Source organism: Nocardia sp. NPDC046473 (assembly GCF_040645995.1).
Lineage (GTDB): Bacteria > Actinomycetota > Actinomycetes > Mycobacteriales > Mycobacteriaceae > Nocardia.
In genome coordinates this window covers 262,186-284,646 of the sequence record NZ_JBEYZJ010000005.1, presented here as the reverse complement: position 1 = coordinate 284,646, position 22,461 = coordinate 262,186, and the positions used below count along the sequence as shown (strand labels likewise).

The window sequence follows — 22,461 nt, the reverse complement described above, 5'->3', positions numbered from 1 at the left end:
GCGGCGATCGTTGTCAAGCAGCGGACATCTAAAGCAGACTCCCGCGCGGGTGTATGTCAGGTGCGACGCAGACCGTCGAAGACGAGGGCGACGACAGCGTCGGCCAGATCCGCGGAGGAGGCCCCCGCTCGCGGTCGGTACCACTCGATGAGCGAGTTCACCGTGCCGAAGACGAGCCGTGCCGTCAGTGCTGGATCGATACCGGGCCGCAGGTCCCCTTCCGCGGCAGCGTCGACCACGAGACCGCTGACGAAATCGTCGAACTCGCGCCGCCTGGCCAAGGCGCGGCGTTCCACCGCGGTGTTCCCGCGTACCCGCAGCAACAGTGTGACGTATGGCAATTCGGCGCACAGGATCTCGACGCTGCGGCGAACCAGGTACTCGAGCCTGCCGATATACGGACCGGTCACCGCCCCCTCCTCGGTAGTGACCGCGAACAGCGCGTTGAGCGCACGGTTGAGCGCCAGCTCCAGCAGCTCGGACTTGCCGGACACGTGGTGATAGATCGAGGACTTGGTGATGCCGAGACCGCGCGCCAGCGCGTCCATGCTGGTGCCGTCGTAACCCTTCTCGTTGAACACCTTCACGGCGACTGCCAGGAGCGAATCCAGGTCGTATCCCGGACGCCCGGGCAGCCCGGTCCGGCGAGTCACGCGCGCATTCGTCATGCTCCACATCCTCCCAGCTGACGAGATCTTCCGAGCAAAGGGCCCGATCCACTCTTGCCAACCTACCGAATGTTCGGTTATTAATGAAGGCACACCTCGGGTCAGGAGCAGACCGTGCGCAGCATCGCCAGCACAGAATTGCCGGACCGGTTCGTGGTCACCCTCGACCGGCCCGCGCAGCGCAATGCCATCGATGCGCGGATGATCGCCGAGCTGCACGACGTCTGCGCGGCCATCGAACGGACGCCGAAGTTGCTGTTGCTCACCGGCCGCGGCGCGCACTTCGCCGGTGGTGCCGACATCGACCAGCTACGTGCGCGCACCCGCGATGACGCACTCGCGGGCCTCAACCGAAATCTGTTCGACCGCATCGCGAAACTGCCGCTGCCCACGGTGGCCGCGGTCAACGGCTACGCGCTCGGCGGTGGCGCGGAACTCGCGTACGCGTGCGACATCAGGATCGCCTCTCCCACAGCGGTATTCGGCAACCCGGAACCGGGACTCGGCATCATGGCCGCCGCCGGGGCCAGCTATCGGCTACCAGCACTGGTCGGCATGTCGATCGCCAAACAGCTGCTGCTCGGCGGACGCACCCTCGACGCCGAGATCGCACTGCGGACGGGCTTGGTTCTCGACATTGTCGACGACCCGATCGCGGCGGCGCACCAGCTACTCGATCGCATCACCCGTCAATCACCCCTCGCGCTGCGGTTGACCAAAACGATCGTCGACGCCCCTGGCGCACACCCGTGGGCCGACGACCTCGCGCAAGCGCTGCTGTTCGACACCGACGACAAATTTCAACGCATGACCGCCTTTCTGGAGAAGCGATGACAGTACGACTGGAGACAGCACGCGGGCTCGCCACCATCACCCTGGCGAGGCCCTCCGCGCATAACGCGCTCGACGTAGCAACGAAATCAGCCTTCATCGACGCGGTGACAGCGGCCGCCGAGCACCCTGATGTACGCGCAGTGCTTCTCACCGCCGAGGGCAAGAACTTCTGCGTCGGACAGGATTTGGGCGAGCATGTCGCCGCGCTCGAGGACGATCCAGCGACCGCCATGGATACCGTCGGCGAACACTACAATCCGCTGATTCGGGCGCTGAAATCGTTGGAGGTGCCGGTCGTCGTCGCGATCCCCGGCGCCTGTGTGGGTGCCGGGCTCGGTATTGCGTTGGCAGGCGACATTCGCGTCGCGGGAACGCGGACGACGTTCTCGACGGCGTTCACCGGCATCGCCCTGGCCAGTGACTCCGGCTTGAGCTACGCGCTCGTCGAGGCCCTCGGCAGCAGCCGGGCGGCCGGGCTCATGCTGCTCGGCGACCGTATCGCGGCCGATCAAGCCCTCGACTGGGGTCTGGTGCACCGGGTGGTCGCCGACGCGGAGGTGCGCACGGCAGCAACGGATCTCGCCACGCAACTCGCGGCCGGGCCGACACTCGCTTACCGCCAGGTCAAGTCGCTCATCGCCGCGTCGGCGGCAGGGTTGTCCGACGCCTTGGACCGGGAACTCGCCGCGCAACGGCGGATGGGCCGCACGGCTGACCACGCGGCCGCAGTCAAGGCCTTCCTGGCCAAGGAGAAACCGGTCTTCACCGGCTCCTGACCCCACATTCGGCAAGGAAAGCAGAGGCCCATGACCGCTTCCGAAAGCGGTGATCTGCAACGGTTTTTCGACGAGACGATCGCCGGCGAGCAGCGCATCGAACCCCGCGACTGGATGCCCGACGGCTACCGAAAGACGCTGATCCGGCAGATCGCCCAGCACGCGCACTCCGAGATCATCGGGATGCAGCCGGAGGGCAATTGGCTCACCCGCGCACCGTCCTTGCGGCGCAAGGCGATTCTGCTGGCCAAGGTGCAGGACGAAGCCGGTCACGGTCTCTACCTCTACTCCGCCGCCGAGACCCTCGGTGTCGAGCGCGGCGATCTGACGGTGCAGCTGATCGAGGGCAAACAGAAGTACTCCTCGATCTTCAACTATCCGACCCTCACGTACGCGGACGTCGGCACCATCGGCTGGCTGGTCGACGGCGCCGCGATCTGCAATCAGGTTCCCCTGTGCCGCAGCTCTTTCGGGCCCTACGCCCGCGCGATGGTCCGTGTATGCAAGGAGGAGTCGTTCCATCAGCGCCAAGGTTATGAACTGCTGTCGACGATGATGCGTGGCACCGACGAGCAGCGTGCGCTGGTCCAGGAATCGGTGAACAGGTGGTGGTGGCCCGCGCTGATGATGTTCGGTCCGCCAGACGACGAGTCACCGAACACCGAGCAGTCGATGAAGTGGGGCATCAAACGGCACACGAATGACGAACTGCGCCAACGCTTCGTCGACATGTCGGTGCCGCAGGCCGAGGCGCTCGGCGTGACGTTCCCCGACCCCGAACTGCGTTGGAATCCGCGGCGGAAAGCGCACGATTTCGGCGAGCCCGACTGGAGCGAGTTCATGGCCGTCCTCAAAGGCAACGGCGCCTGCAACGTCGAACGCATCGCCAACCGCCGTGCGGCACACGAGGACGGCGCCTGGGTGCGCGAAGCCGCGACGGCGTTCGCCGCGCGGGAGCGGGCATCATGACCGAAAGCTCTGCAGTGAAAGCGGATTGGCCGCTCTACGAGGTGTTCCTGCGCGGAAAGCGCGGACTGAACCACGTGCACGTCGGTTCACTACACGCCGCCGACGACCAGATGGCCTTGCGTCACGCACGCGACGTCTACACCCGCCGCAATGAGGGCGTCAGCATCTGGGTGGTGCCTTCGCATTCGATCATCGCGTCGAGCCCGGCGGAGAAGGATCCGTTCTTCGCCCCGAGCGGCGACAAGGTGTATCGGCATCCGACGTTCTATGACATCCCCGACAACGTTCCCCACATGTGAGCGGTGCACCGATGAATGAGCACGACAACGCCTACGAGGGCCTGGTCGACGAGGACTCACACGGCCAGTGGGCCTTCGGCACCAGTTTCGACGACCCGCTCGCCGGTGTCGACACCACGGTCCCGGACGACGTCGACCTGCCCGCGCTCGCGGCGTACTGCCTGATGCTCGGTGACGACGCGCTCATCAGCGCCCAGCGCCTCACCGAATGGTCGACGCGCGCACCGGAACTCGAAGAGGAGGTGGCGCTGGCGAATGTCGGCCTGGACCTGCTCGGGCAGGCTCGTTTGCTGCTTGCCCGTGCCGCCGCGGCCGATGGTTCGGTGGCGCCGTTCATTTCCGACACCTCCCCGGTCCCCGCCGAAGACGCGCTGGCGTTCTTCCGGCCCGAGAACGCATTTCGCAACGCACGCTTGTGCGAGCTCGACAACGGTGACTTCGCGAAGTCGATGGTTCGACTGCTGATCTTCTCGACGTGGCGTCTCGCGATCTTCGACCGACTCCGCGACTCGCGCGATCCGGTACTCGCCGCCGTCGCCCAGAAGGGCGTCAAGGAGCTCACTTACCATCGCGACTACGCGGCCCGGTGGACGGTCACTTTGGGTTGCGGCACAGCAGAATCCATGAGGCGTGCGAGCGACGCACTGGATCGGTTGTGGCCGTATGTCGACGAGCTTTTCGTCCCCACCGACGAGGAGATCACGCTCGCGCGCGTCGCAGTCGGCGTCGATCCCCGCGACATACGCGAGGAATTCGACTCGGTACTCGCCCAGGTCCTGCACGCCGCCGAACTGGTGCCGCCCGACGGCCGCAGCGTCGGCACCGTCGGCGGCCGCGCAGGCAGGCACGGCATCCACACCGAGGCGATGGGCCCGCTGCTGGCCGAAATGCAAAGCGTCGCACGCACTTATCCGGAGGGCCGGTGGTGAACACGAGAGAGTTCGAGATCGCGGCCTCGGTCACCGACCCGGAGCTGCCGCCGCTGACCCTCGCCGACCTCGGTGTGCTGCGCGAGGTCACGGTAGTGGATGGCAATGTGCTCGTCACCCTCACCCCGACATACTCGGGTTGCCCCGCGATGGCGACGATGCGCGACGACATCACGCACCGGCTCCACGATTTCGGATATGACCGGGTGGAGATCAGGACACGCCTGACGCCCGCATGGAGTTCCGACTGGATCTCCGCCGATGGTCGCCGAAAGCTCAGCGCGGCAGGCTATTCGGTGCCAGGCCCAGCGCCGGAGCGCACGGTGGGCCCCGTTCCCCTGACACTGACAGCCAAGCCACGAGCTATCGACTGCCCGCAGTGCGGATCGTCGAACACCCTCCTGACATCCGAATTCGGCGCCACCCTCTGCAAAGCCCAGTACCGCTGCTCGGATTGCCTGGAACCGTTCGAACACATAAAGGAGATCTGACCATGACCGCGATGGCAGCTCCGGTGCCCGCCTCGCGACGGTCCGCGTTCCACACGCTGACCGTCGCCGATGTCGAATCACTCTGCGACGACGCGGTGGCCGTTCGTTTCACCGTTCCCGACGAATTGGCCGACGAGTTCGACTTCCGGCCCGGCCAGTCACTGATGTTGCGTCGCATGGTCGATGGCGTCGAGCACCGTCGTTCCTACTCGATCTGCGCGCCGGTCGGTTCACCGCCACGGGTCGGCGTTCGCGAGGTCACCGACGGACTGTTCTCGTCCTGGCTGGTTCATCAGGTCAAGGCGGGCGACAAGATCGACGTGCAAGCGCCGAGCGGGACCTTCGCGGCCGATCCGGCGAAGGGCGGTCGGCACGTCCTGATCGCGGCCGGGTCCGGCATCACCCCGATGCTATCGATCGCCGGCTCGCTGCTCGCCGATTCGGACGCGGAAGTGGTTCTGCTGTACGGCAATCGGCGCACACGGTCGGTGATGTTCGTCGAGGAGATCGCCGATCTCAAGGATCAATTCGGCGCCCGCCTCGACGTCATCCATGTGCTGTCCCGGGAACTGCGCGAGGTGGAGTTGTTCAGCGGCCGACTGGACGCACAACGCCTGCGTGCGATCCTCGACACCGTCGTGCCCACCGACGATATCGACGACTTCTGGCTGTGCGGGCCGTACGGCATGATCACCGACGCAAGGGAAGTGCTCGCCGCGCTCGGCGTCGACAAGAGCCGGATCCATCACGAACTGTTCTACGTCGACGATGTCCCGCCGCCCATGGCGCGGCATCGCGAGCCGGGGCCGACCGGCCCCACCAGCGAGGTCACCCTTGTGCTAGACGGTCGATCGGTGACGGGGATGCTCCCCCGCGATCAGTCGGTGCTCGATTCGGGTGCGCAGTTGCGACCAGATCTCCCGTTCGCGTGCAAAGGCGGCGTCTGCGGTACCTGCCGCGCCAAGGTCACCCGCGGTGACGTCGAGATGCGCCGGAACTACGCACTCGAAGAGTCCGAGGTCGCCGCGGGCTTCGTGCTCACCTGCCAGTCCTTCCCCCTCAGCGATACCCTGACCGTCGACTTCGACGCCTGACCCTGGAGCTCCGTCATGACCGGCGTCCTGCCCTCCCCCACCAGCACCCCCGATATCGAATTCGCTACCCGCGACCGCATTTCGGCGCTGCAGCTGGAACGAATGCAATGGTCGCTGCAGCACGCGTACGCCAATGTGCCGCATTACCGGCGGGCGTTCGACGCCGTCGGCGTCCATCCGAGTGATCTGAAGGATCTCGCGGATCTGGCGAAGTTCCCGTTCACCACCAAGAAGGAACTGCGGGAGAACTACCCGTTCGGGATGTTGGCGGTGCCGCAGAGCGAGGTTTCGCGTATTCACGCGTCCTCCGGCACCACCGGTTGGCCGACCGTGGTCGGTTACACCGCCAACGACATCGAGAACTGGGCCGACCTCGTCGCGCGCAGCCTGCGCGCGGGCGGCGTCAAGCCGTCCGACAAGGTGCACGTCGCCTACGGGTACGGCCTGTTCACCGGCGGACTCGGTGCGCACTACGGCGCGGAACGGTTGGGCTGCACCGTGATTCCGATGTCCGGCGGCATGACCGACCGCCAGATCCAGCTCATCACCGACTTCCGTCCGGATGCCATCCTCGTCACACCGTCCTACATGCTCACCATCGCCGACGCGATGATCGCCAAGGGCATCGACCCCGCCACCACCTCGCTGCGCGTCGGAGTATTCGGCGCCGAACCGTGGACCGAGCAGATGCGCAAGGAAATCGAGCACATCCTCGAGATGGACGCCGTCGACATCTACGGACTCTCCGAGGTGATGGGTCCCGGCGTCGCGATGGAATGCGTCGAAACCAAAGACGGACCGCACATTTGGGAAGACCACTGTTATCCCGAGATCATCGATCCGGTGACCGGCGCCGTTCTTCCGGACGGCGCGGCGGGGGAATTGGTGTTCACCTCGCTGACGAAGGAGGCGATGCCGATCGTTCGCTACCGCACCCGAGACCTGACTCGGCTGCTACCGGGGACGGCGCGGACGATGCGGCGCATGCAGAAGGTCACCGGACGTACCGACGACATGATCATTCTGCGCGGGGTCAATCTTTTCCCGACTCAGATAGAGGAACTAATCCTCGCGGTACCTGTGCTGGCTCCACAGTTCCAGTGCGTACTAGAACGAACCGGTCGGTTGGATATGCTGACCATCCGGGTCGAGGCTCGACCCGGAGTTCCGGGCGACCAGCATTCGGTCGCGTCCGAAAGCCTGCGAGAGCTGATCAAGAACCGCATCGGCGTCACGGTGGCTGTCGACGTCATGGCACCGGCCGCGCTGGAGCGGTCAGTTGGTAAGGCGCACAGGCTGATCGACAATCGGCCTGAAGGATAAGAACCGTTCAGACCTTCTTGCCGACGGCACCATAGAGCGATACCCGCTTGTCATAGCTTTTCGGCCGTTCGATGCCCTCGGGCCGCCAGCGGTGGATCACCTCGACGCCAGGATCCACCAGTTCCAATCCCTCGAAGAACCGGGCAACCTCGGCACGCGTCCGCGGCTGCACCGGAATGCCACGATCCGCGTAGACCTGCAGCAGCCGTGCCATGCCTTCCGGGTCTGCGTCACCGTCGTCGAAATCTGTCGTGACATGCGACATCGCCAGATAAGACCCTGGCACCAACGGCTCCAGCAAGGTTTTCACCATGTCGTAGACGTCGCCGGGCACGAAGTGCACCACCGCCATGAGCGAGACCGCGACCGGCTGCGAAAGATCCAGCGTCGCTTGCAATTCCGGAGAGTCGAGGATAGCCGTCGGTTCCGCGGCATCGGCCTGCAGGTAGGTGGTGCGCCCCTCGGAGGTACTCACCAGCAGCGCCCGCGCGTGCGCGAGCACCAGTGGGTCGTTGTCGACATACACCACCCTAGACTCGGGAGCCTGCTCCTGCGCGACCTGATGCAGGTTCGGCGCGGTCGGGATACCGGTCCCGATATCCAGATACTGCCGAATACCCTGCCCGGCCAGGTAACGCGTGGCATGCCGCATGAACTCGCGATTGGTGCGAGCGGTCAGCTGGACGTGCGGAAAGTCGCGCAGCGCCTGCTCGGCGGCGACGCGATCGGCGTCATAGGAGTCCTTGCCGCCGAGGAAGTAGTCGTACATCCGCGCCGGATGGGCCACGTCTGTACGCAGGTCGATAGGGCCATCGGACACGCCGAAGTCTCCTTGCACGTTGGGATCTGTACCTACCGAGGTATACCGCATCCGGACAATAGACCCGACAAAAATCCGGCAGTCCAGTTCGAATTTGCCCGCTCACCCGGTCGAGCGAGACCCATCGTTACTGTGTTGCAACACTTTCCGCGAGATTGCTCGGTGGGATTCACGCCGAGCCCACAGGGTTGACACTGACGCAGGGTCAACGTTTCAGCATGGTCACATGACTATGAAAACCGATCAATTCACGGTTCGCCACGATGGAGTGACGATCTCGGCGTCTCGGGGTGGCGCCGGGCGGCCGTTGGTGCTGTGTCCCGGGCTGACGTCGACGCAGGCCGAGTTGCGTGAGCTCATCGGGGTGTTGCGGCGGGACTTCGATGTGGTGAGCTTCGACCTGCGGGGCCATGGGCTTTCGTCGGAGGGCGACCGGTATTCGTTCGAGGCGTTTCTCGGGGATTTCGTCGCTGTGCTGGCTGAGGTGGGGTGGCTCGGCCTCGGCTCACCGGTGCTCGCGGGTCACTCGTATGGTGCGGACCTGGTCGTGCATTATGCGGCCGAGTATCCCGAGACTGTCGGGGAGCTCGTTCTCATCGATGGGGCGAATCCGATTCCCGCACCGTTCATTACCACGATGGATCTGCCGGGGTTTCGCGCGCTGTGGGAGGACCTGGCGGCGTGGCAGGAGACCATCCAGGGCACCCCACGTCATGTTTCGCTTACCGCGCGGGAGATCCTCGCCCTCAATCTCGAGTTGGATGTGCTGCGGTCCGGCGTCGATATCGATATCGATGTGGTCGGGCCAGGAATCCTCGACCGGTATCGCAAGATCGACCGTCCGATTCGGATGATCATGGCGAGCTCGATGGCGGGCGACAGCGGCGAAGGGCGTGCGCCGCGGCACAATCGGCTCTGGCGGGCCGGTATCGAGCGGCTCGTCCGCGAGCGGCCGGACATCGCTATATCGTGGCTCGATGCCACGCACGCGTTGGTCGTCGACCGGGTGCCGGAAGTCGCCGAGCTCATACTGGATCGATGCTGACCATCGGCGAGCTGGCCGCGTACGCCGGAGTCACGGTGCGCGCGGTGCGGCACTATCACGCCAAAGGCCTACTGCCGGAGCCGGAACGGGACCACTCCGGCTATCGCCGGTACGACGCGGGTGCCGTGGTCGAGCTGATCAAGATCCGCTCCCTGGCCGACGCCGGAGTCCCGCTGGCGCGGGTGCGAGAGTTGCTGCAGGCCGACCCGGCGGAGTTCGCCACGGCGGTCGCGGAGATCGATCAGCGGCTGCGGGCAGAGATCCGGCAGCGACAGCGACATCGCGAGCGGATCGCCCGGCTCGCGGCCGGGGACAGTCTGGCGTTGCCGCCGGAAGTAGTCGAGTTTCTGGACCAGTTGCGCGCACTCGGGGTCGACGAACGGATCGTGCAGGTGGAACGGGACGGTTGGATCCCGCTGGCCGCGCGCTCTCCCGAACGAGTCCAGGAGTTGATCGCACGCAAGCGAGTACAAATCACGCACCCACCACTCATCGACTTCTATCGCACTCTGAGCGAGGTCCTCGACCGAACCGACAGCGACCCGATGCTGATCGAACTCGTCGACAAGGTGGCCGCCTACCTCACTCAGCTGGCCGATGAGCAAGGCGACGACTACATCGGCGGCAACATCGAACCGTCGCTGGTCGAACTGCTCGACACACTGGCATTCGACACCGCACCACCGACCCGTCGACTGATCGAGCTGCTGAACGAACAAGGCTGGAACGGCTGGACCGAGCTCGTGCGGATGGATCCGAAATAACTACTTCCGAACGACCAGCTCCAGGGCGATATTGTCCGGGTCCCGGAACTCCAAAATGTAACTGACGCCGATGTCTTTGATTTCCTCGCGCACCACGCCGCAGGCGTCCAGATGCGCGGCGGCCGTTTCCAGTTCAGCGAGTGAGCCGAGCGCGAACGCGAGATGGTCGAGGCCGACGCGGTTTTCGTCGAAACGATCGGTAGCCACGGGGCGCAGTCCGAGCATTCCGTGCGGCATCCGATAAATCACCCCGCCGTGCAGGAAATCGAGCCGCTGCCGGGTCTCCTCGTCGGCATCGGCCGGAATCTCCAATGCCACCGGCCAGCCGAAGACCTTCTCGTAGAAGGCCCGCGACCGGTCGATGTCACAGACCGTGAGGCGCAGATGCGCAATGGATTCCGCTGCAATCGGCATGCGACCGATGCTCGCACACCGCCGCCCTACCCGCCGGTTCGACCCGCACGTCCGCTGTAACGCACTGGCCGCCAGCGCGATTCACCCTATGCAGTGCGGCGACGGGACTGTGGCATGGACGAAGTGCGGCAATGGCAGCCGTGGCGGCTGGGCCAGCTGTGGCGACTATGGCGGTTGGCGCAGCTGTGGCGACTATGGCGATTAACGCAACTGCGGTGGGTGCGGCCACTGGTCGGTACGATAGCGGCACTGACACTGGTCATCGGCGCATTGATCGTGTTCGAGCAGAGCGATCAATACGATCCGACCCAGCCCTCCTACATCAACACAGATCCGGTTGTGCAGCCGCTGCCCACGGATCATTGGCCGGGCCGAGGCAATTGACTCGGCACCCCTTCGCACGATGCGCTCCGAATCCTGCTGTCGTGGAACGTCGAGTGGACAGCAACCACCGGAGACCAGACCGACTAGCGGCACGACAGTACGACGAAACCTTCGATGCGGTAAGCGATCTCGTCGCGCTATCGTGCCGCCGGGACTCACATCGGGTATACGGCATGCTTTCGTGGATTGAATCCCGGCTTCACCGGCGGCTTGTCGCGCAGCAGGTTCAGCGCGTGCCGGATCTCCAGGCGGGTGCGGGCGGGTTCGATGACGGCGTCGATGTAGCCGCGTTCGGCCGCGATCCACGGGGTGGCGATGGTCTCGTTGTAGTGGTTGACCATGAATTCCCGCGCGGCTGCCCGCTGTTCCTCCGGGACCGCCGCCAGCTGCCGCTTGCCGATCAGGTCGACCGCGCTTTCCGCGCCGATCACCGCGATCCGGGCCGTCGGCCAGGCGAAACTGATGTCGGCCCCGACCTGCCGGGCCGCCATCATGCCGTACGCGCCGCCGTAGGACTTGCGCACCACCAGGTTGATGATCGGCACGGTGGCCTCGATGATCGCGCGCGGGACCCGGCCGCCGCGGATGATCACACCGTTGGCTTCCTGATCGAGGCCGGGCAGCACGCCAGGGGTGTCGACGACGAACACCAGCGGAATATTGAACGCGTCGCAGAGCCGGATGAAGTACGTCGACTTGTCGGAGCAGGCCGCGTCGATGGAACCACCGAGCACCAGCGGCTGGTTGGCGATCACACCGACCGGGAAGCCATCGACCCGCGCGAAGCCGGTGATCAGGTTCGGCGCGAATTCGGTACGCACCTCGTGGAATTCGCCGTCGTCGAAGATCCGCAGCAGGATCTCGTGCATGTCGTACCCGGCGCGATCCGAATCCGGGATGATCTTCTCGAGTTCCCGATCGGTCGCGGTGATCTCCGGCTCCAGGCCGGGATTCACGACCGTCGGCTGCTCGAGGCAACTCGTCGGCATGTAGCTCAGGTACTGGCGGGCCCAGTCGTAGGCCGCCTGCTCGGTGTCGGCCACGTGGTGCAGCGTGCCGCGCTTGGCCTGGACCTCCGCGCCACCGAGCGCCTCGGCCGTGATGTCCTCACCCATGACGGCTTTGATCACCTCGGGCCCGGTGACGAACATGTACGAATCCCGGGTGCCGATCAGCACGTCGGTGTTGATCGGCCCGTACACCGAGCCCGCGGCGCACTTGCCGAGAATGATCGACACCTGCGGCACATAGCCGGACAGCTTCTCCAGCACCCGGGAGATATCGCCGAACGACGCGATCGAGCCGACCGCGTCCTGGATGCGCGCGCCGCCGGAATCGTTGATCGTCACCACCGGGCACGCGTTGTCGAACGCGAACTGCAGCGCCCGCATGAACTTGCGGGCGGAGGTGACACCCACCGAACCGCCGTACACGGTCTGATCGTGGGCGATCACCACGACCGGGCGGCCCGCGATCAAGCCACGACCGGTGACCAATCCGTCGCCGTAGAGGGCGTCGGGTTGGTCGGGCTGACGAGCTAAGGCATTGGTCTCGATGAAGGTCCCGGGGTCCAGCAGCATGCGCATCCGCTGCCGGACGCTCGGGACGCCCTTCTTCTCTCGCTTGGCGATGCCGGCTTCACCCGCCGGCTCCTCGGCGATCGCCAGGATCTTGACCAACTCATCTAGCTTCGCCTGGGTATCCACCACGCCCGCCGCCACCTTCCCTACCAACGCTGTTGTGCCTCCGCGACGTTAAGCGGTACAGACACAAGAACGCATCATCCGGCGGCAGATGCGGGACAGGTCACAGTGGGGGCCCAGTTCGTATGGCACTCCGGACAGCTCGAGTTAGGACGAAAGCGGCACTACGCCCTACTCCGGTGCCTGGAAGCCGCCGATCTTCTGCTCGAGCAGTTCGGCCAGCCGCAGCGGGGTGCGGTCCTCGAACATCGGACCGATAAGCTGCACGCCCACCGGTAGGCCCTCGGGCGAGCGGCCCGCCGGGATGGCGGTGGCGGGCAGGCCGGGCATGGTCGCCAGACCGACCCAGCTGACCTGGTCGATGAACGGGTATTCGACGCCGTCGATGTCGATCCGTCGTTCCCCCATACCGAGCTCATGGTCGTGCGGGAACGCGGGCGTCGAGGTGATCGGGCACACCACGGCATCGAACTCGGCGAAGAACTGCCGCCAGCCCTGTCGGTGCAGCTCGCGACGATTGTTCGCCTCCATCCAGTCGCGGTGGGTGAACAACATGCTGCGCACCCATGTCGCACCGGTACTGTGGTCGTCGTCGCTCAGTCCGAGGGTGGCCCGTATCTGCTCGTACCGCTCCACCGGATAACCCGCCGCCACGTTGGAAACCAGCAGCTGCGTGAAGAGGGTCGCGGCCTCGATCAGATCTGGCAGCAGCGCACTGTGCCGTTCCACGCGGGCGCCCTCGTCGATCAACGCGTCGGCCACCCGGTTCACGCCCGCTCGCACCGCCGAGGCGGTCGGAATGAGCGGATGCTCCTCGAGGACCAAGACCCGGAAATCGCCGAGCCGCTCGTGGCGTGCGGGCGGCAACCGCAAGTCATATGCCACGCCGCGCGTCAGCGGATCCGGTCCGGCCATCACATCCAGCAGCAGCGTGAGGTCGCGCGCGGTACGCGCCATCGGACCGACGACGGCGAGATCGTGTTCGACCGGCAAGGCCGGTGCGGGCGGCGGGATCATGCCGCGGGTCGCGGCCAGCCCGACGGTCGGCTTGTGTGCGTAGACGCCGCAGTAATGCGCGGGGACGCGCAACGAACCGGCGATATCGGTGCCGAGGGACAGCGGGCCGAATCCGGCCGCCAGGGCCGCCGCGGAGCCGCCGGAGGATCCGCCCGGCGTGCGATCGTGATCCCACGGGTTGTTGGTGGTGCCGTAGATCTCGTTGAAGCTCTGCCACTCTTTCAGCATCAGCGGCACATTGGTCTTGCCGAGCACCACCGCGCCTGCCGCCTTCACCCGCGCCACCTGGACCGCGTCCTCGGCCGGGATGAAATCACGGAATTGCGGCATGCCCCAGGTCGTCGGCAGTCCGGCGATGTTGTAGGACTCCTTGACCGTCACCGGGATACCGAGCAGCGGACGATCTTCGCCGTTGGCGCGCGCCTGATCGGCCTCACGGGCGGCGACCCGCGCATTGTCGAAATCCGGTACGCAGATCGCGTTGATCGCCTTGTCGTCGCGCTCGATTCGCGCGATCGCCTCCTCGGTCAGCTCCACCGAGGTCACTTCACCAGCCCGCAACGCAGCCGAAAGATCCTCGGCCGCAGTAAAACTCCATTCCATGAAATCGACCGTACATACGGGGTGAAGTAGCCATAAAATAATTCTTTGCACAATAGGGTCGAAGTCTCAATTTTTCTGAACCTCGCAGGTCAGCGCCTCGAAAAACGGTTGACTGCCGACGCTGGTGGCCGGTGCACACCGGCGGCGGGCCGAGGGGATCCGATCCAGATCAAGGCGCGTCTCGCGCATGCCGCGACCTTACGGCGTTCGCACGTTTCCGTAGCCTGGATGGGGTGGGAGCTGTGGACTTCGGGCGCGAACCTGATGCGGCATGGGATTTCGCGGGTCCGGCCGAGGCGGTGCCGCGCGGGGTGGCGATGATCGGTTACCGCGATGTGGGCGGGGCAGGGTTGAACCTTCGGGTTGCCGGGACGGCGGCGGTCACCGTGGTGATCGAATTCGGTGGGCGCGAGGTGATCGTCGACGATGTGCTCGGGCAACGGGCTCTCGGCGGGTTCGTAGTCGGGCTGCCTGTCGAGGCCATGCGCATTCGCAGTGAGCGGGCCGAGTGCATCGAGATTCGGTTGTCGCCGATTCAGGCGTACTCGCTATTAAATGTTTCCCCTACGGATTTGGGCCGGGGCGCAGTCGCGCTCGAAGATCTTTTGGGAGAACGGGCTCAGCGACTCCGCGAGCAACTCGCGTCCGCCCAGACCTGGGACGAGCGTTTCGCATTGACGAAATCGTTTCTGACACAGCGCGATAGGCCAACGACGCCGGACCCGGAGGTACTCGCCGGCTGGCATCGGATACTCACCTCGCACGGCCAGGTGAAGATCGGTGAGCTCGCCGGATCCGTTGGCTGGAGCCATAAGCGGCTGTTGTCGCGGTTCGAGTCCCAGATCGGCTTGGCGCCCAAGCGGGCGGCGATGCTGGTCCGATTCCGGCACGCGGTCGACGGTTTACTGGCGGGCAGGCCCGCCGCCGACGTCGCGATCGACTGCGGGTACACCGATCAGGCCCATCTGTGCCGAGACGTGTCGATCTTCGCGGACCACACGCCGGGGGCGCTGACGACGAACTACCTGCCGACCATCGCCCAGCACCGATACCAGGCGTGGGGGAAATTCTTCCAATACGGTGCGGGACCGCTCGGTCGATAGTGGTCCGGTGCGGTCGGCGAGCCGACCGCCACTCGTCACCCATCGACAGCGAGAGGACACGCGTCGTGACCAACACCCTCGATCCCGCGAACCTACAGACGGCCCTGGAGACCCTGCACCAGGCGGGCATGCCCGGCGTATTCGCCGAAGTGCGCGACCACGACGAAATCTGGCGTGGCGCAGCGGGAGTCGCAGATACCGACACCGGCCGTCCCGTTACCGCCGATATGCGGCACCGCGTCGGCAGCATCACCAAAACATTCACCGCCGCCGCCGTGCTGCAGCAGGTCGACAACGGCGAAATCGACCTCGACACACCGATCGGCCACTACCTGCCGAAGCTGGTTCCCGGCGAACGTGGCGCGGCGATCACAGTCCGGATGTTGATCAACCACACCAGTGGCCTCACCGAATACCTCCCGCGCGCCTACCCGTCCCTCGCGGGCTTTCCTGCCGTGGGGAAAACGACACCGCAGAGCCTGGAGGACAACCGGTTCACCAAGTTTCAGCGGACCGATCTGATCGAGATGGGCGTCTCGACGCCGGCCTGCGGGACGCCGGGTGGCACACCAGGGGTGTACTCGAATACCAATTACCTTCTCCTGTGCGAACTTCTGGAGTTGGTGACCGGCACCTCGGCGGAGAAGTGCATTACCCGCGACGTCATCGAGCGGGCCGGACTGCGCGATACGGAGTTCCCGGACAGCCCGAACATCAACGGCCCGCACGCATTGCACTACGAGGCCTGGTTGGGCATGATCGACCCGCCGCGCGACTTCAGCGTGTTCGACATGTCGTTTGTGGGACCTGCGGCTTCGCTGATATCGACCGTCGCGGACTTGAATCGATTCTTCGGCCTGCTGCTGGCCGGCGACATCGTCAGCCGGGAAGCGCTGGCGCAGATGCAACGCTCCGGTCCCGTCATCTCTTTCGAGGGGAAGACCATCGAGTACGGTCTCGGCCTGCACAAGCTGACGGTGCCCGGTCGCGGAATCTATTGGGGCCATGACGGTTCCGTCTGGGGCGGCGGCGCGATATCGATGACCAGTGCCGACGGCACCCGGCAGATGTCTATCGCGGTGAACCTGCAGCGGTGGAACCGGCTCGACGCCGAGGGCCGGCCGCAGCCCCATCCCATCGACGGCGCGCTGCAGGCGCTCATCCAGCTCGCGCTGGGTGCCTGAGCCGCGGCCGGGTCAGTTCGGCTTCAGGCTGCCGACGCTCAACGATCCGCTCCCCGGCAGCTTCTCCTCCACCGCGCGGACGTAATCGGCGGGATCCTGGTCGACGGGTTTGACGCCCGCGTAGTGCCGCGCCTCGTAGGCGGCGAAGGCGACGGCCAGCTGATGGCGCCGCGGCAGTCCGGCCAGGCGGCGGAAATCGGTGAGGCCCTCGCGTTCTTCCTCGGCCATGTGATCGCTGTTGGCCAGGTTCGCGGCCGCCACGGCCGCGAACCAGTCATCGGTGCCGACCTGATGACGCTCGGCCTCGGCGATCGCGTTTCTGATCTCGTTGTGGTCGTGGATCGCGTCGAGCGTCTCGTCCTCCACCCGGCCCGTGCGCCTGGCCGCGATGCCGACCTGCAGCAGCGCGGGATAAAAGATCTCCTCCTCCGCCTTCGCATGCAGCTCGAGGAAGGCCGACAGCCTGCCCCAGATCGCGGACAGGACACCGGTTTCCGCGCGATCGATCTGCTCCAGAATCGCGAACAGTCGCCGCTGCTCATGATGGTCATCGAGGATCAGCTCGGTAATGTCCACAATTCCTCCCTGATACCGCAGGTCAGGTCAGCTCTGAACGTCCCTCGGGGCAGCTGGCATTTCCCCATGGGAGCCGACGATAACGTACGGCCCCGCCACACGCCGCCAATTGCCTCTTCGAAGCGCGCCGCAGCAGTGCATTACCGGGTGTCCTGCCCGCACGTTCACACTGTGCGACCGGAGGCCGCTGATGCCGTCAAATCGGAAGCAACTTCCGAGATACACTGCTGGACAAGCGATCAGGAGGAATTGATGCAACTCGCCTCTCGCGCGATGCCACCCTCAGTTCCTCCTGATCGTCTGACCAAAGCAGTCGGACCCGCGCCTACGGCCCGCCGATGTGGTGCCGCGTATTTCGGACACTCGATCACCGGCAGGTGTAGATGTCTTGAGCCACAGCGGATCTCGACCGCTTGCTGCCTGAACCCGCAGGCGATGCCGGACGGACTGCGGGGCCGAGCTCAGCTCGGGCGTAGGTTCGTGACTCGCAGGCCGTGCTCGACGCGGAGACGCTCGGCCACGAGCGAGCGGTGGCAGGCCTCCGGGTCGCATTCGACGCAGAAAAGGGCGGTTACCGAGTCGCTCGGGAGTTCGGCTACGAGCGCGCAGAGGTCGAACGGGTCGAGGATCTCGCGGGTGTAGCGCTCGACGTATTCAGAGGCCAGGGCGATGCGGTTGCGTTTGCCTACGCCCTGGCGGTCATCCTCGCGGTACTGGGCCTGGCGCATATCGGTGGTCGGCGTCAACTCCCGGACGTGGCGGTAGTCGATATGCGCTGCGGCAAGCGCGAGTTGGAGCCGGGCCGAGTTCGCCCAGGAGTACTCGTGGCCGCGAACGCCGCGGCGCTGGCGGAGGTCTAATAGCAACCCCACGCCGGCGCCGGTGAGCTTCTCGACGAAGGCTTCGACGGTGAAGCCGTAGACGCCGATCGTCACGATGCGCTTCATCGCACCCGGCCCGCCACTACGGCACGAGGTTCGGCTGGTCCACGGCAATCAGCCACGACCCGTCCGGCTGGCGGCGGGCGATCTCGACGGTCATCTCGCCGGTGGTCAGCGTGGATGCGGTCAGTGCCAGGTCGCCGCTCACCAGCGCTGGATGCTGCCGCCCCGGCGAGAGCACCGGCGCGGCGGCGACGAACTGCTCGAACACCTTGCGGATCTCCGCGTGTCCGGTCACGACGTTCCCCGGCGGGAATTCCAGTACCGCGGTCGGCTCGTACAACGCCACCAGTCCGTCGACGTCGCCCGCGTTGGCGCGCTCGATGAAGTACTTGCCCAGGTCGTTCGGTTCGGTGGCCACGATCTTGATTGTCATACTGATAAGTCTCCCAACCAATCACGACATCCTGTGTCGTGTATTCCGGCTAAGGTTTTTCGCATGCGAGCGGACCGGTTGGTGTCACTGGTGCTGCTCCTGCGCCGGCACGGTCAGCTGTCGGCCACCGCGCTGGCGCGCGAGCTCGAGGTATCCACCCGGACAGTGCTGCGTGACATCGAGGCGCTGTCCACGGCCGGCGTCCCGGTCTACGCCGAACGCGGCAGGCACGGCGGTTTCGCCTTGCTGCCCGGTTTCCAGACCGAGCTCATCGGACTGAACCACGACGAGACACTTGCCCTGCTCGTCGCCGGATCGCGGCGCGGCGCACAGGCTTTCGGACTCGGCGCGGCGCTCGCTTCGGCCATCCGCAAGGTGGTCGACGCGCTACCCGACAGCTATCGGGACACCGCGACCGGTGCGGCCCAGCGATTGCTCATCGACCCGGAAACCGACCTCTTCTCGCGCAGGCTGGTTCCCGAGGAGGTGCCCGACGCCATAGTGGCCACGGTCCGGCGCGCGGTGTTGGCCGGACACAAGCTGCGCATCCATTACGCAGCGGTGGACCAGCTCCCGAAGTGGCGCACAGTGGACCCGATCGGCCTGGTCACCGTGCGCGACCAAGGCTTTTTGCTGGCCACCAGATCTGGCGCGGACCGCACCTACCGGCTGTCGCGGGTACTGGCCGCCGAGGAACTCCCCGAACTCGCACAACGACCGGACCGGGTCGATCTGGACCGCGCCTGGCAGGAACGCAGCACGCAGTTCCGGAACGCCGGCGATCAAGTCTCCGTACTGATACGGGTGAACCCGGCACGTCGGGCGGAACTGTTGAGCACCGCTCTCGCCGTCCGCGCCGAGGATACCGACGCCGACGGCTGGCTGCGGCTGGAGGTGACCTTCCAAGATCCGAAACACGCCGAATGGGCGCTGTGGCAGCTCGGTGCGAACGCGGAAGCCCTTGCCCCCCAATGGTTACGCACCTCCATGCACAACCATGCCGCCGAAATTGCCACCCGCTACGAACCGTCATCCTGAAAGTGGCTGCGTGCTCATCGGATTCGGCGAAGTTCAACCCGTGCACCGGCATGATCGGGCAAGTCCGTCCATTGACCCCGATATCCACCACCAACCGTCAGTGACAAAGCATCATGTCTGTCACCGAGTTACGGCACGTGTCACCGATGAGTTTCGAGCGCGCAGGAGGTCTACCCGGTTATGCGGAAACTGATCTACGGGTTCAGCGTGACCCTGGACGGCTACATCAACGATCGCGACGGCAACATCGACTGGAGCAACCCGGATGACGAGCTGCACCAGTTCCACAACGACCGCTACCGCGACATCGAGATCTCGCTGCACGGCCGTCGCCTCTACGAACTGATGGCCGAATACTGGCCGCACGTGCCCGAGGACGCGCCGCCTATCCAGCGTGAGTTCGCCGGGCTCTGGACGTCGAAGCCGAAGGTCGTCTTCTCCCGCACACTCACCGAAGTCCACTGGAACAGCACGCTGGTCAGCGAGAACGCGGTCGAGGAGGTCCGCAAGCTCAAGGCCGGCGGCGACGGCGTCATGGAGGTCGGTGGCGCGAGCCTCGCCGCCTCGCTGATTCCCCACGGCCTCATCGACGAGTACCAGATATTCCTCATGCCCGTCATACTCGGCGGCGGCACCCCCTTCCTCCCCTTGCTGGACAAGCGCATCCAGCTCCGCTTGACCGAGACGAAGCACTTCAACACCGCGGTGATGCACCGCTATCTCCTCGACTGAGGAAGATTCAGCGCGCAGCGTTTTGTGTCGGTGCCCTGTGCCAGGCTGGGGACATATCGACCCACGGCCGGAGGAGAATTGGATGGCCGAGACTGACAACAAGCCCGAGGCCAGACTCGTTGCGCACTGTCGGCGCTGCCACGGCTGGTTGCTGTCAACCGAATCGGTCACGCTGGGCATCGGACCGACCTGCGCGATCCGTGAACGTGCTGAGCAGCGCGCCGCCGCACGAGAGTTGACCCTGTTCGACATCGCAGCCTGAGTCCGTCTCGGCCTCGAATAGGAGGACTCGCGGTCAGCCGAGTCCGGCAGCTTGCTTCGCGGCGTCCTCCAGCTTGGACCGATACTGCTGCCACCAGGCGGGGTCGCCGGTGGGCATGTTGTCGTTGCCGGCGAGCAGGCCCGCGGCGCCGTCGATGAGTTCGCGAAGGATATCGGCGTGTCCGGCATGCCGATTGGTTTCGGCGGTCACATGCACCAGGACGCGGTGCAGCGTGACAATTCGGTGGTCCGCTGACCACCACGGAACCGAGCCTTCGGCCGTGAGGTCGAGGCTGTCGATCGTCGCGTCGGCATGCGCCCAAGCGCGGCGATAGAAGCCGATGATGTCCGCACGCGATTCTTCAGCGGTCGCCCACATATCGGCGGTGGGGTCGGCCGCGAAATCGTGCTGGTTGATGGATTCGTCGTTCGGACGCCCGAAAGTGTCGCCGAAGTAGCCGAACTCGACGGTGCCGAGGTGTTTGACCAGCCCGAGCAGGTTGGTGCCGGTGGGGGTCACGGGCCGACGAACGTCATACTCGGACAGACCATCCAGCTTCCACAGCATGACTTGGCGGGCATCACGCAGGTACCGGTGCAGATCCGATTTCGGGTCAGAAACTGTCATATCGAGCACTCTGCCAGACCCCGCCCATACCTCACCGAATTTCCTTCTCCACCAACACCATCCACTGGCTACCGCTGATCGCCTGGTTCTGAAACGCGAACTGCGCGATAAGTATTGACACGGTGGAACGCCTGGTGCGTTAAGCTTCCCAACCACGCGAACTAGAACAGGTTCTCAGGGGAGGGGCTGCCGCTGTGCGGTCAGTGCGGATCGTGACGTTGCGGGCTGCGGTTGTTGCCGTGGTTTTCGGGCTGGTGATGACGGGTGGCAGTTGGGCCGGGGCGGTGCCGCTGCCGGACCAGGATTCGTTCTATGCCGCGCCGCCCGGTATCGCGGGTCTGCCCAATGGCGCGGTGCTCGCGTCCCGGCCGATCGGCGCGGAGTCCTTCCTGGTGCCGCTGCCGGCAAACGCTTGGCAGGTGCAGTACAAGACGATCGACAACCATGGTCGGCCCAGCGCCTACGTCGCCACAATTCTTGTGCCGCAGCAAGAATGGACGGGCACCGGCCCGCGGCCGTTGGTGTCGTACCAGGTCGCGGAAGACGGGGTCGGCTCGAAATGTGCGCCCTCGTATGCGTTGCGCGGCGGGCTCGGTGGCGGACCGAGTAACGCGTTCTCCGAGACCGGGGTGATTCGTCTTGCGCTGCAACAAGGTTGGGCCGTGGTAGTGCCGGACTATCAGGGGCCCGATTCGGATTTCTCCGGCGCTGACGGTTACGCGCACGGGGTGTTGGACGGAATTCGCGCGGCCAAGTCGTTCACACCGGCGGCTATCGATCCCGCCGCTCCGATCGGCCTCTGGGGGTACTCCGGCGGGGCGCAGTCCACCGCTGTCGCGGCGCAAGCACAGAGCGTCTATGCCCCGGAACTGCAGCTGACCGGCGCGGCGCTGGGCGGGGTGGTGGCCGATCTGGCGGCCACCATGTCGGGCTTCAGCGGCGGCATCGCGGGCGGCGCGGTCGTCGTCGGTCTGGTCGGCCTGAACCGGTCCTATCCGGAAGCGAATGTGCTTCAGTACCTGAATGAATCCGGTCGCGAGATGCTGGCCGCCGGCCAAACGGATTGCCTACATGACGCCGCGCTCACGCACCCGTTTCTCAATGCGGCGGACCTGGAGGCCTGGCCCGGTTCGATCACCGACAACGCCGAACTGAGCAGCGTCGTCCGGAAGGCCAGCCCACTGTTCCGCGACGGCTCCCCCACCGCGCCGGTGCTGCTCTATCACGCGATCGCCGACGAGTTCGCCCCCATCGCCGCCGCCCGGGCACTCGCCGGAAAGTACTGCGCCGCAGGGGTTCCGGTGCAACGAGTGGAGAATCCGATCGGCGAGCACGGCACCGAGGCAGCGGCCGGACTCCCCACCGCCCTCACCTACCTGACCGACCGCTTCGCCGGCAAGCCCGCTCCCAGCACCTGCTGACGGACGCACGCCATCGGGATCGACCGGCGCACCCGCACCAACGTCGAGAAGACCCGGCCCCCAACAGG

The 22,461-nt window shown here is 65.5% G+C and carries 27 protein-coding genes; 17 read left to right on the top strand and 10 right to left on the bottom strand.

Translation table 11 applies throughout. From position 1 onward, the window contains the following. Positions 1-56 precede the first annotated feature (56 nt). Positions 57-668: a TetR/AcrR family transcriptional regulator gene (locus ABZ942_RS19225; RefSeq protein ID WP_357383714.1), complete on the bottom strand. Its 612-nt coding sequence runs from the start codon at positions 666-668 to the stop codon at positions 57-59. Positions 669-782: 114 nt separating this feature from the next. Between ABZ942_RS19225 and ABZ942_RS19220 the strand changes: the two genes are divergently transcribed. From ABZ942_RS19220 to paaK, 8 genes are read left to right on the top strand one after another with little or no spacing between them, the layout of a single operon-like run. Continuing rightward, positions 783-1,502: an enoyl-CoA hydratase/isomerase family protein gene (locus ABZ942_RS19220; RefSeq protein WP_357383712.1), complete on the top strand. Its 720-nt coding sequence runs from the start codon at positions 783-785 to the stop codon at positions 1,500-1,502. After that, positions 1,499-2,278, top strand: coding sequence for an enoyl-CoA hydratase-related protein (locus ABZ942_RS19215; protein WP_357383710.1), 780 nt, complete (start codon positions 1,499-1,501; stop codon positions 2,276-2,278). Before ABZ942_RS19220 ends, ABZ942_RS19215 begins: the two co-directional genes overlap by 4 nt. Before the next feature lie 30 nt (positions 2,279-2,308). Continuing rightward, entirely contained in the window at positions 2,309-3,247 is a 939-nt protein-coding gene (gene paaA / locus ABZ942_RS19210; protein WP_357383709.1) for a 1,2-phenylacetyl-CoA epoxidase subunit PaaA, read from the top strand. Beyond that, positions 3,244-3,546: a 1,2-phenylacetyl-CoA epoxidase subunit PaaB gene (paaB, locus tag ABZ942_RS19205; protein ID WP_357383707.1), complete on the top strand. Its 303-nt coding sequence runs from the start codon at positions 3,244-3,246 to the stop codon at positions 3,544-3,546. Before paaA ends, paaB begins: the two co-directional genes overlap by 4 nt. An 11-nt stretch (positions 3,547-3,557) precedes the next feature. Further along, complete coding sequence (gene paaC, locus ABZ942_RS19200; protein WP_357383705.1) at positions 3,558-4,475, top strand: 1,2-phenylacetyl-CoA epoxidase subunit PaaC; 918 nt, start codon at positions 3,558-3,560, stop codon at positions 4,473-4,475. Further along, complete coding sequence (gene paaD, locus ABZ942_RS19195; RefSeq protein ID WP_357383703.1) at positions 4,469-4,966, top strand: 1,2-phenylacetyl-CoA epoxidase subunit PaaD; 498 nt, start codon at positions 4,469-4,471, stop codon at positions 4,964-4,966. Before paaC ends, paaD begins: the two co-directional genes overlap by 7 nt. 2 nt (positions 4,967-4,968) lie before the next feature. Beyond that, positions 4,969-6,060: a 1,2-phenylacetyl-CoA epoxidase subunit PaaE gene (gene paaE / locus ABZ942_RS19190; protein ID WP_357383701.1), complete on the top strand. Its 1,092-nt coding sequence runs from the start codon at positions 4,969-4,971 to the stop codon at positions 6,058-6,060. Between the two features lie 15 nt (positions 6,061-6,075). After that, positions 6,076-7,383: a phenylacetate--CoA ligase PaaK gene (gene paaK, locus ABZ942_RS19185; protein WP_357383700.1), complete on the top strand. Its 1,308-nt coding sequence runs from the start codon at positions 6,076-6,078 to the stop codon at positions 7,381-7,383. A 7-nt stretch (positions 7,384-7,390) separates the two neighbouring features. Here paaK and ABZ942_RS19180 read toward each other — a convergent pair whose 3' ends face one another. Further along, the gene (locus ABZ942_RS19180) at positions 7,391-8,203 is read right to left on the bottom strand and encodes an SAM-dependent methyltransferase (RefSeq protein ID WP_357383698.1); all 813 of its coding nucleotides are present in this window, start codon (positions 8,201-8,203) and stop codon (positions 7,391-7,393) included. Positions 8,204-8,429: 226 nt separating this feature from the next. On the opposite strand from ABZ942_RS19180, the gene ABZ942_RS19175 reads away from it, so the two are divergent. Further along, positions 8,430-9,248 carry an alpha/beta fold hydrolase gene (locus ABZ942_RS19175; RefSeq protein ID WP_357383696.1) on the top strand — a complete coding sequence of 273 codons (819 nt, stop codon included), beginning with the start codon at positions 8,430-8,432 and terminating at the stop codon, positions 9,246-9,248. Next, positions 9,242-10,012, top strand: a complete 771-nt coding sequence (locus ABZ942_RS19170; RefSeq protein ID WP_357383694.1) for a MerR family transcriptional regulator — start codon at positions 9,242-9,244, stop codon at positions 10,010-10,012. The genes ABZ942_RS19175 and ABZ942_RS19170 overlap by 7 nt, the downstream gene beginning before the upstream one ends. Here ABZ942_RS19170 and ABZ942_RS19165 read toward each other — a convergent pair whose 3' ends face one another. Next, complete coding sequence (locus ABZ942_RS19165; RefSeq protein ID WP_357383692.1) at positions 10,013-10,426, bottom strand: VOC family protein; 414 nt, start codon at positions 10,424-10,426, stop codon at positions 10,013-10,015. 114 nt (positions 10,427-10,540) lie between these two features. On the opposite strand from ABZ942_RS19165, the gene ABZ942_RS19160 reads away from it, so the two are divergent. Further along, positions 10,541-10,810, top strand: a complete 270-nt coding sequence (locus tag ABZ942_RS19160) for a hypothetical protein (RefSeq protein WP_357383690.1) — start codon at positions 10,541-10,543, stop codon at positions 10,808-10,810. A gap of 155 nt (positions 10,811-10,965) precedes the next feature. Here ABZ942_RS19160 and ABZ942_RS19155 read toward each other — a convergent pair whose 3' ends face one another. The 3 genes from ABZ942_RS19155 to ABZ942_RS19145 all read right to left on the bottom strand — a co-directional run bounded on the left by ABZ942_RS19155 (position 10,966) and on the right by ABZ942_RS19145 (position 14,322). Then, a complete protein-coding gene (locus ABZ942_RS19155) occupies positions 10,966-12,519 on the bottom strand; it encodes an acyl-CoA carboxylase subunit beta (RefSeq protein ID WP_357383688.1) in 1,554 nt (517 codons plus the stop codon). A 165-nt stretch (positions 12,520-12,684) separates the two neighbouring features. Beyond that, on the bottom strand, positions 12,685-14,133 hold the full coding sequence (locus ABZ942_RS19150; protein WP_357383686.1) for an amidase: 1,449 nt from the start codon (positions 14,131-14,133) through the stop codon (positions 12,685-12,687). A gap of 66 nt (positions 14,134-14,199) precedes the next feature. Next, on the bottom strand, positions 14,200-14,322 hold the full coding sequence (locus ABZ942_RS19145) for a hypothetical protein (protein ID WP_357383685.1): 123 nt from the start codon (positions 14,320-14,322) through the stop codon (positions 14,200-14,202). 44 nt (positions 14,323-14,366) lie between these two features. Here ABZ942_RS19145 and ABZ942_RS19140 point away from each other — a divergent pair, with 44 nt between their 5' ends. Together ABZ942_RS19140 and ABZ942_RS19135 are read left to right on the top strand one after the other, a co-directional pair. Next, the gene (locus ABZ942_RS19140; RefSeq protein ID WP_357383683.1) at positions 14,367-15,236 is read left to right on the top strand and encodes an AraC family transcriptional regulator; all 870 of its coding nucleotides are present in this window, start codon (positions 14,367-14,369) and stop codon (positions 15,234-15,236) included. Positions 15,237-15,301: 65 nt separating this feature from the next. Further along, positions 15,302-16,420: a serine hydrolase domain-containing protein gene (locus ABZ942_RS19135; protein ID WP_357383681.1), complete on the top strand. Its 1,119-nt coding sequence runs from the start codon at positions 15,302-15,304 to the stop codon at positions 16,418-16,420. Between the two features lie 12 nt (positions 16,421-16,432). On the opposite strand, the gene ABZ942_RS19130 is transcribed toward ABZ942_RS19135, so the two are convergent. The 3 genes from ABZ942_RS19130 to ABZ942_RS19120 form a co-directional block, all read right to left on the bottom strand. After that, on the bottom strand, positions 16,433-16,996 hold the full coding sequence (locus ABZ942_RS19130; protein WP_357383679.1) for a hemerythrin domain-containing protein: 564 nt from the start codon (positions 16,994-16,996) through the stop codon (positions 16,433-16,435). 461 nt (positions 16,997-17,457) lie between these two features. Further along, positions 17,458-17,943, bottom strand: a complete 486-nt coding sequence (locus ABZ942_RS19125) for a DUF488 domain-containing protein (protein WP_357383677.1) — start codon at positions 17,941-17,943, stop codon at positions 17,458-17,460. A 16-nt stretch (positions 17,944-17,959) separates the two neighbouring features. Continuing rightward, a complete protein-coding gene (locus ABZ942_RS19120) occupies positions 17,960-18,313 on the bottom strand; it encodes a nuclear transport factor 2 family protein (RefSeq protein WP_357383675.1) in 354 nt (117 codons plus the stop codon). Between the two features lie 63 nt (positions 18,314-18,376). Here ABZ942_RS19120 and ABZ942_RS19115 point away from each other — a divergent pair, with 63 nt between their 5' ends. The 3 genes from ABZ942_RS19115 (at position 18,377) to ABZ942_RS19105 (ending at position 20,345) form a co-directional block, all read left to right on the top strand. After that, positions 18,377-19,351, top strand: coding sequence for a WYL domain-containing protein (locus ABZ942_RS19115; RefSeq protein WP_357383673.1), 975 nt, complete (start codon positions 18,377-18,379; stop codon positions 19,349-19,351). 180 nt (positions 19,352-19,531) lie between these two features. Further along, complete coding sequence (locus ABZ942_RS19110; RefSeq protein WP_357383671.1) at positions 19,532-20,083, top strand: dihydrofolate reductase family protein; 552 nt, start codon at positions 19,532-19,534, stop codon at positions 20,081-20,083. 82 nt (positions 20,084-20,165) lie between these two features. Continuing rightward, positions 20,166-20,345: a DUF6011 domain-containing protein gene (locus tag ABZ942_RS19105; protein ID WP_357383670.1), complete on the top strand. Its 180-nt coding sequence runs from the start codon at positions 20,166-20,168 to the stop codon at positions 20,343-20,345. A gap of 33 nt (positions 20,346-20,378) precedes the next feature. Here the strand turns inward: ABZ942_RS19105 and ABZ942_RS19100 are convergent, their stop codons facing one another. Continuing rightward, positions 20,379-20,972, bottom strand: a complete 594-nt coding sequence (locus ABZ942_RS19100; RefSeq protein WP_357383668.1) for a DinB family protein — start codon at positions 20,970-20,972, stop codon at positions 20,379-20,381. 194 nt (positions 20,973-21,166) lie between these two features. Between ABZ942_RS19100 and ABZ942_RS19095 the strand changes: the two genes are divergently transcribed. Next, a complete protein-coding gene (locus ABZ942_RS19095; protein ID WP_357383666.1) occupies positions 21,167-22,393 on the top strand; it encodes a lipase family protein in 1,227 nt (408 codons plus the stop codon). Positions 22,394-22,461 lie beyond the last annotated feature (68 nt).

What these genes read in the sequence shown, in the direction of transcription:
- ABZ942_RS19225 (WP_357383714.1), bottom strand. Translation starts at nt 668, where the DNA reads ATGACGAATGCGCGCGTGACTCGCCGGACCGGGCTGCCCGGGCGTCCG.
- ABZ942_RS19215 (WP_357383710.1), top strand. Translation starts at nt 1,499, where the DNA reads ATGACAGTACGACTGGAGACAGCACGCGGGCTCGCCACCATCACCCTG.
- paaA (WP_357383709.1), top strand. Translation starts at nt 2,309, where the DNA reads ATGACCGCTTCCGAAAGCGGTGATCTGCAACGGTTTTTCGACGAGACG.
- paaB (WP_357383707.1), top strand. Translation starts at nt 3,244, where the DNA reads ATGACCGAAAGCTCTGCAGTGAAAGCGGATTGGCCGCTCTACGAGGTG.
- paaC (WP_357383705.1), top strand. Translation starts at nt 3,558, where the DNA reads ATGAATGAGCACGACAACGCCTACGAGGGCCTGGTCGACGAGGACTCA.
- paaE (WP_357383701.1), top strand. Translation starts at nt 4,969, where the DNA reads ATGACCGCGATGGCAGCTCCGGTGCCCGCCTCGCGACGGTCCGCGTTC.
- paaK (WP_357383700.1), top strand. Translation starts at nt 6,076, where the DNA reads ATGACCGGCGTCCTGCCCTCCCCCACCAGCACCCCCGATATCGAATTC.
- ABZ942_RS19175 (WP_357383696.1), top strand. Translation starts at nt 8,430, where the DNA reads ATGACTATGAAAACCGATCAATTCACGGTTCGCCACGATGGAGTGACG.
- ABZ942_RS19170 (WP_357383694.1), top strand. Translation starts at nt 9,242, where the DNA reads ATGCTGACCATCGGCGAGCTGGCCGCGTACGCCGGAGTCACGGTGCGC.
- ABZ942_RS19165 (WP_357383692.1), bottom strand. Translation starts at nt 10,426, where the DNA reads ATGCCGATTGCAGCGGAATCCATTGCGCATCTGCGCCTCACGGTCTGT.
- ABZ942_RS19160 (WP_357383690.1), top strand. Translation starts at nt 10,541, where the DNA reads ATGGACGAAGTGCGGCAATGGCAGCCGTGGCGGCTGGGCCAGCTGTGG.
- ABZ942_RS19150 (WP_357383686.1), bottom strand. Translation starts at nt 14,133, where the DNA reads ATGGAATGGAGTTTTACTGCGGCCGAGGATCTTTCGGCTGCGTTGCGG.
- ABZ942_RS19145 (WP_357383685.1), bottom strand. Translation starts at nt 14,322, where the DNA reads ATGCGCGAGACGCGCCTTGATCTGGATCGGATCCCCTCGGCCCGCCGC.
- ABZ942_RS19125 (WP_357383677.1), bottom strand. Translation starts at nt 17,943, where the DNA reads ATGAAGCGCATCGTGACGATCGGCGTCTACGGCTTCACCGTCGAAGCC.
- ABZ942_RS19120 (WP_357383675.1), bottom strand. Translation starts at nt 18,313, where the DNA reads ATGACAATCAAGATCGTGGCCACCGAACCGAACGACCTGGGCAAGTAC.
- ABZ942_RS19115 (WP_357383673.1), top strand. Translation starts at nt 18,377, where the DNA reads ATGCGAGCGGACCGGTTGGTGTCACTGGTGCTGCTCCTGCGCCGGCAC.
- ABZ942_RS19110 (WP_357383671.1), top strand. Translation starts at nt 19,532, where the DNA reads ATGCGGAAACTGATCTACGGGTTCAGCGTGACCCTGGACGGCTACATC.
- ABZ942_RS19105 (WP_357383670.1), top strand. Translation starts at nt 20,166, where the DNA reads ATGGCCGAGACTGACAACAAGCCCGAGGCCAGACTCGTTGCGCACTGT.
- ABZ942_RS19100 (WP_357383668.1), bottom strand. Translation starts at nt 20,972, where the DNA reads ATGACAGTTTCTGACCCGAAATCGGATCTGCACCGGTACCTGCGTGAT.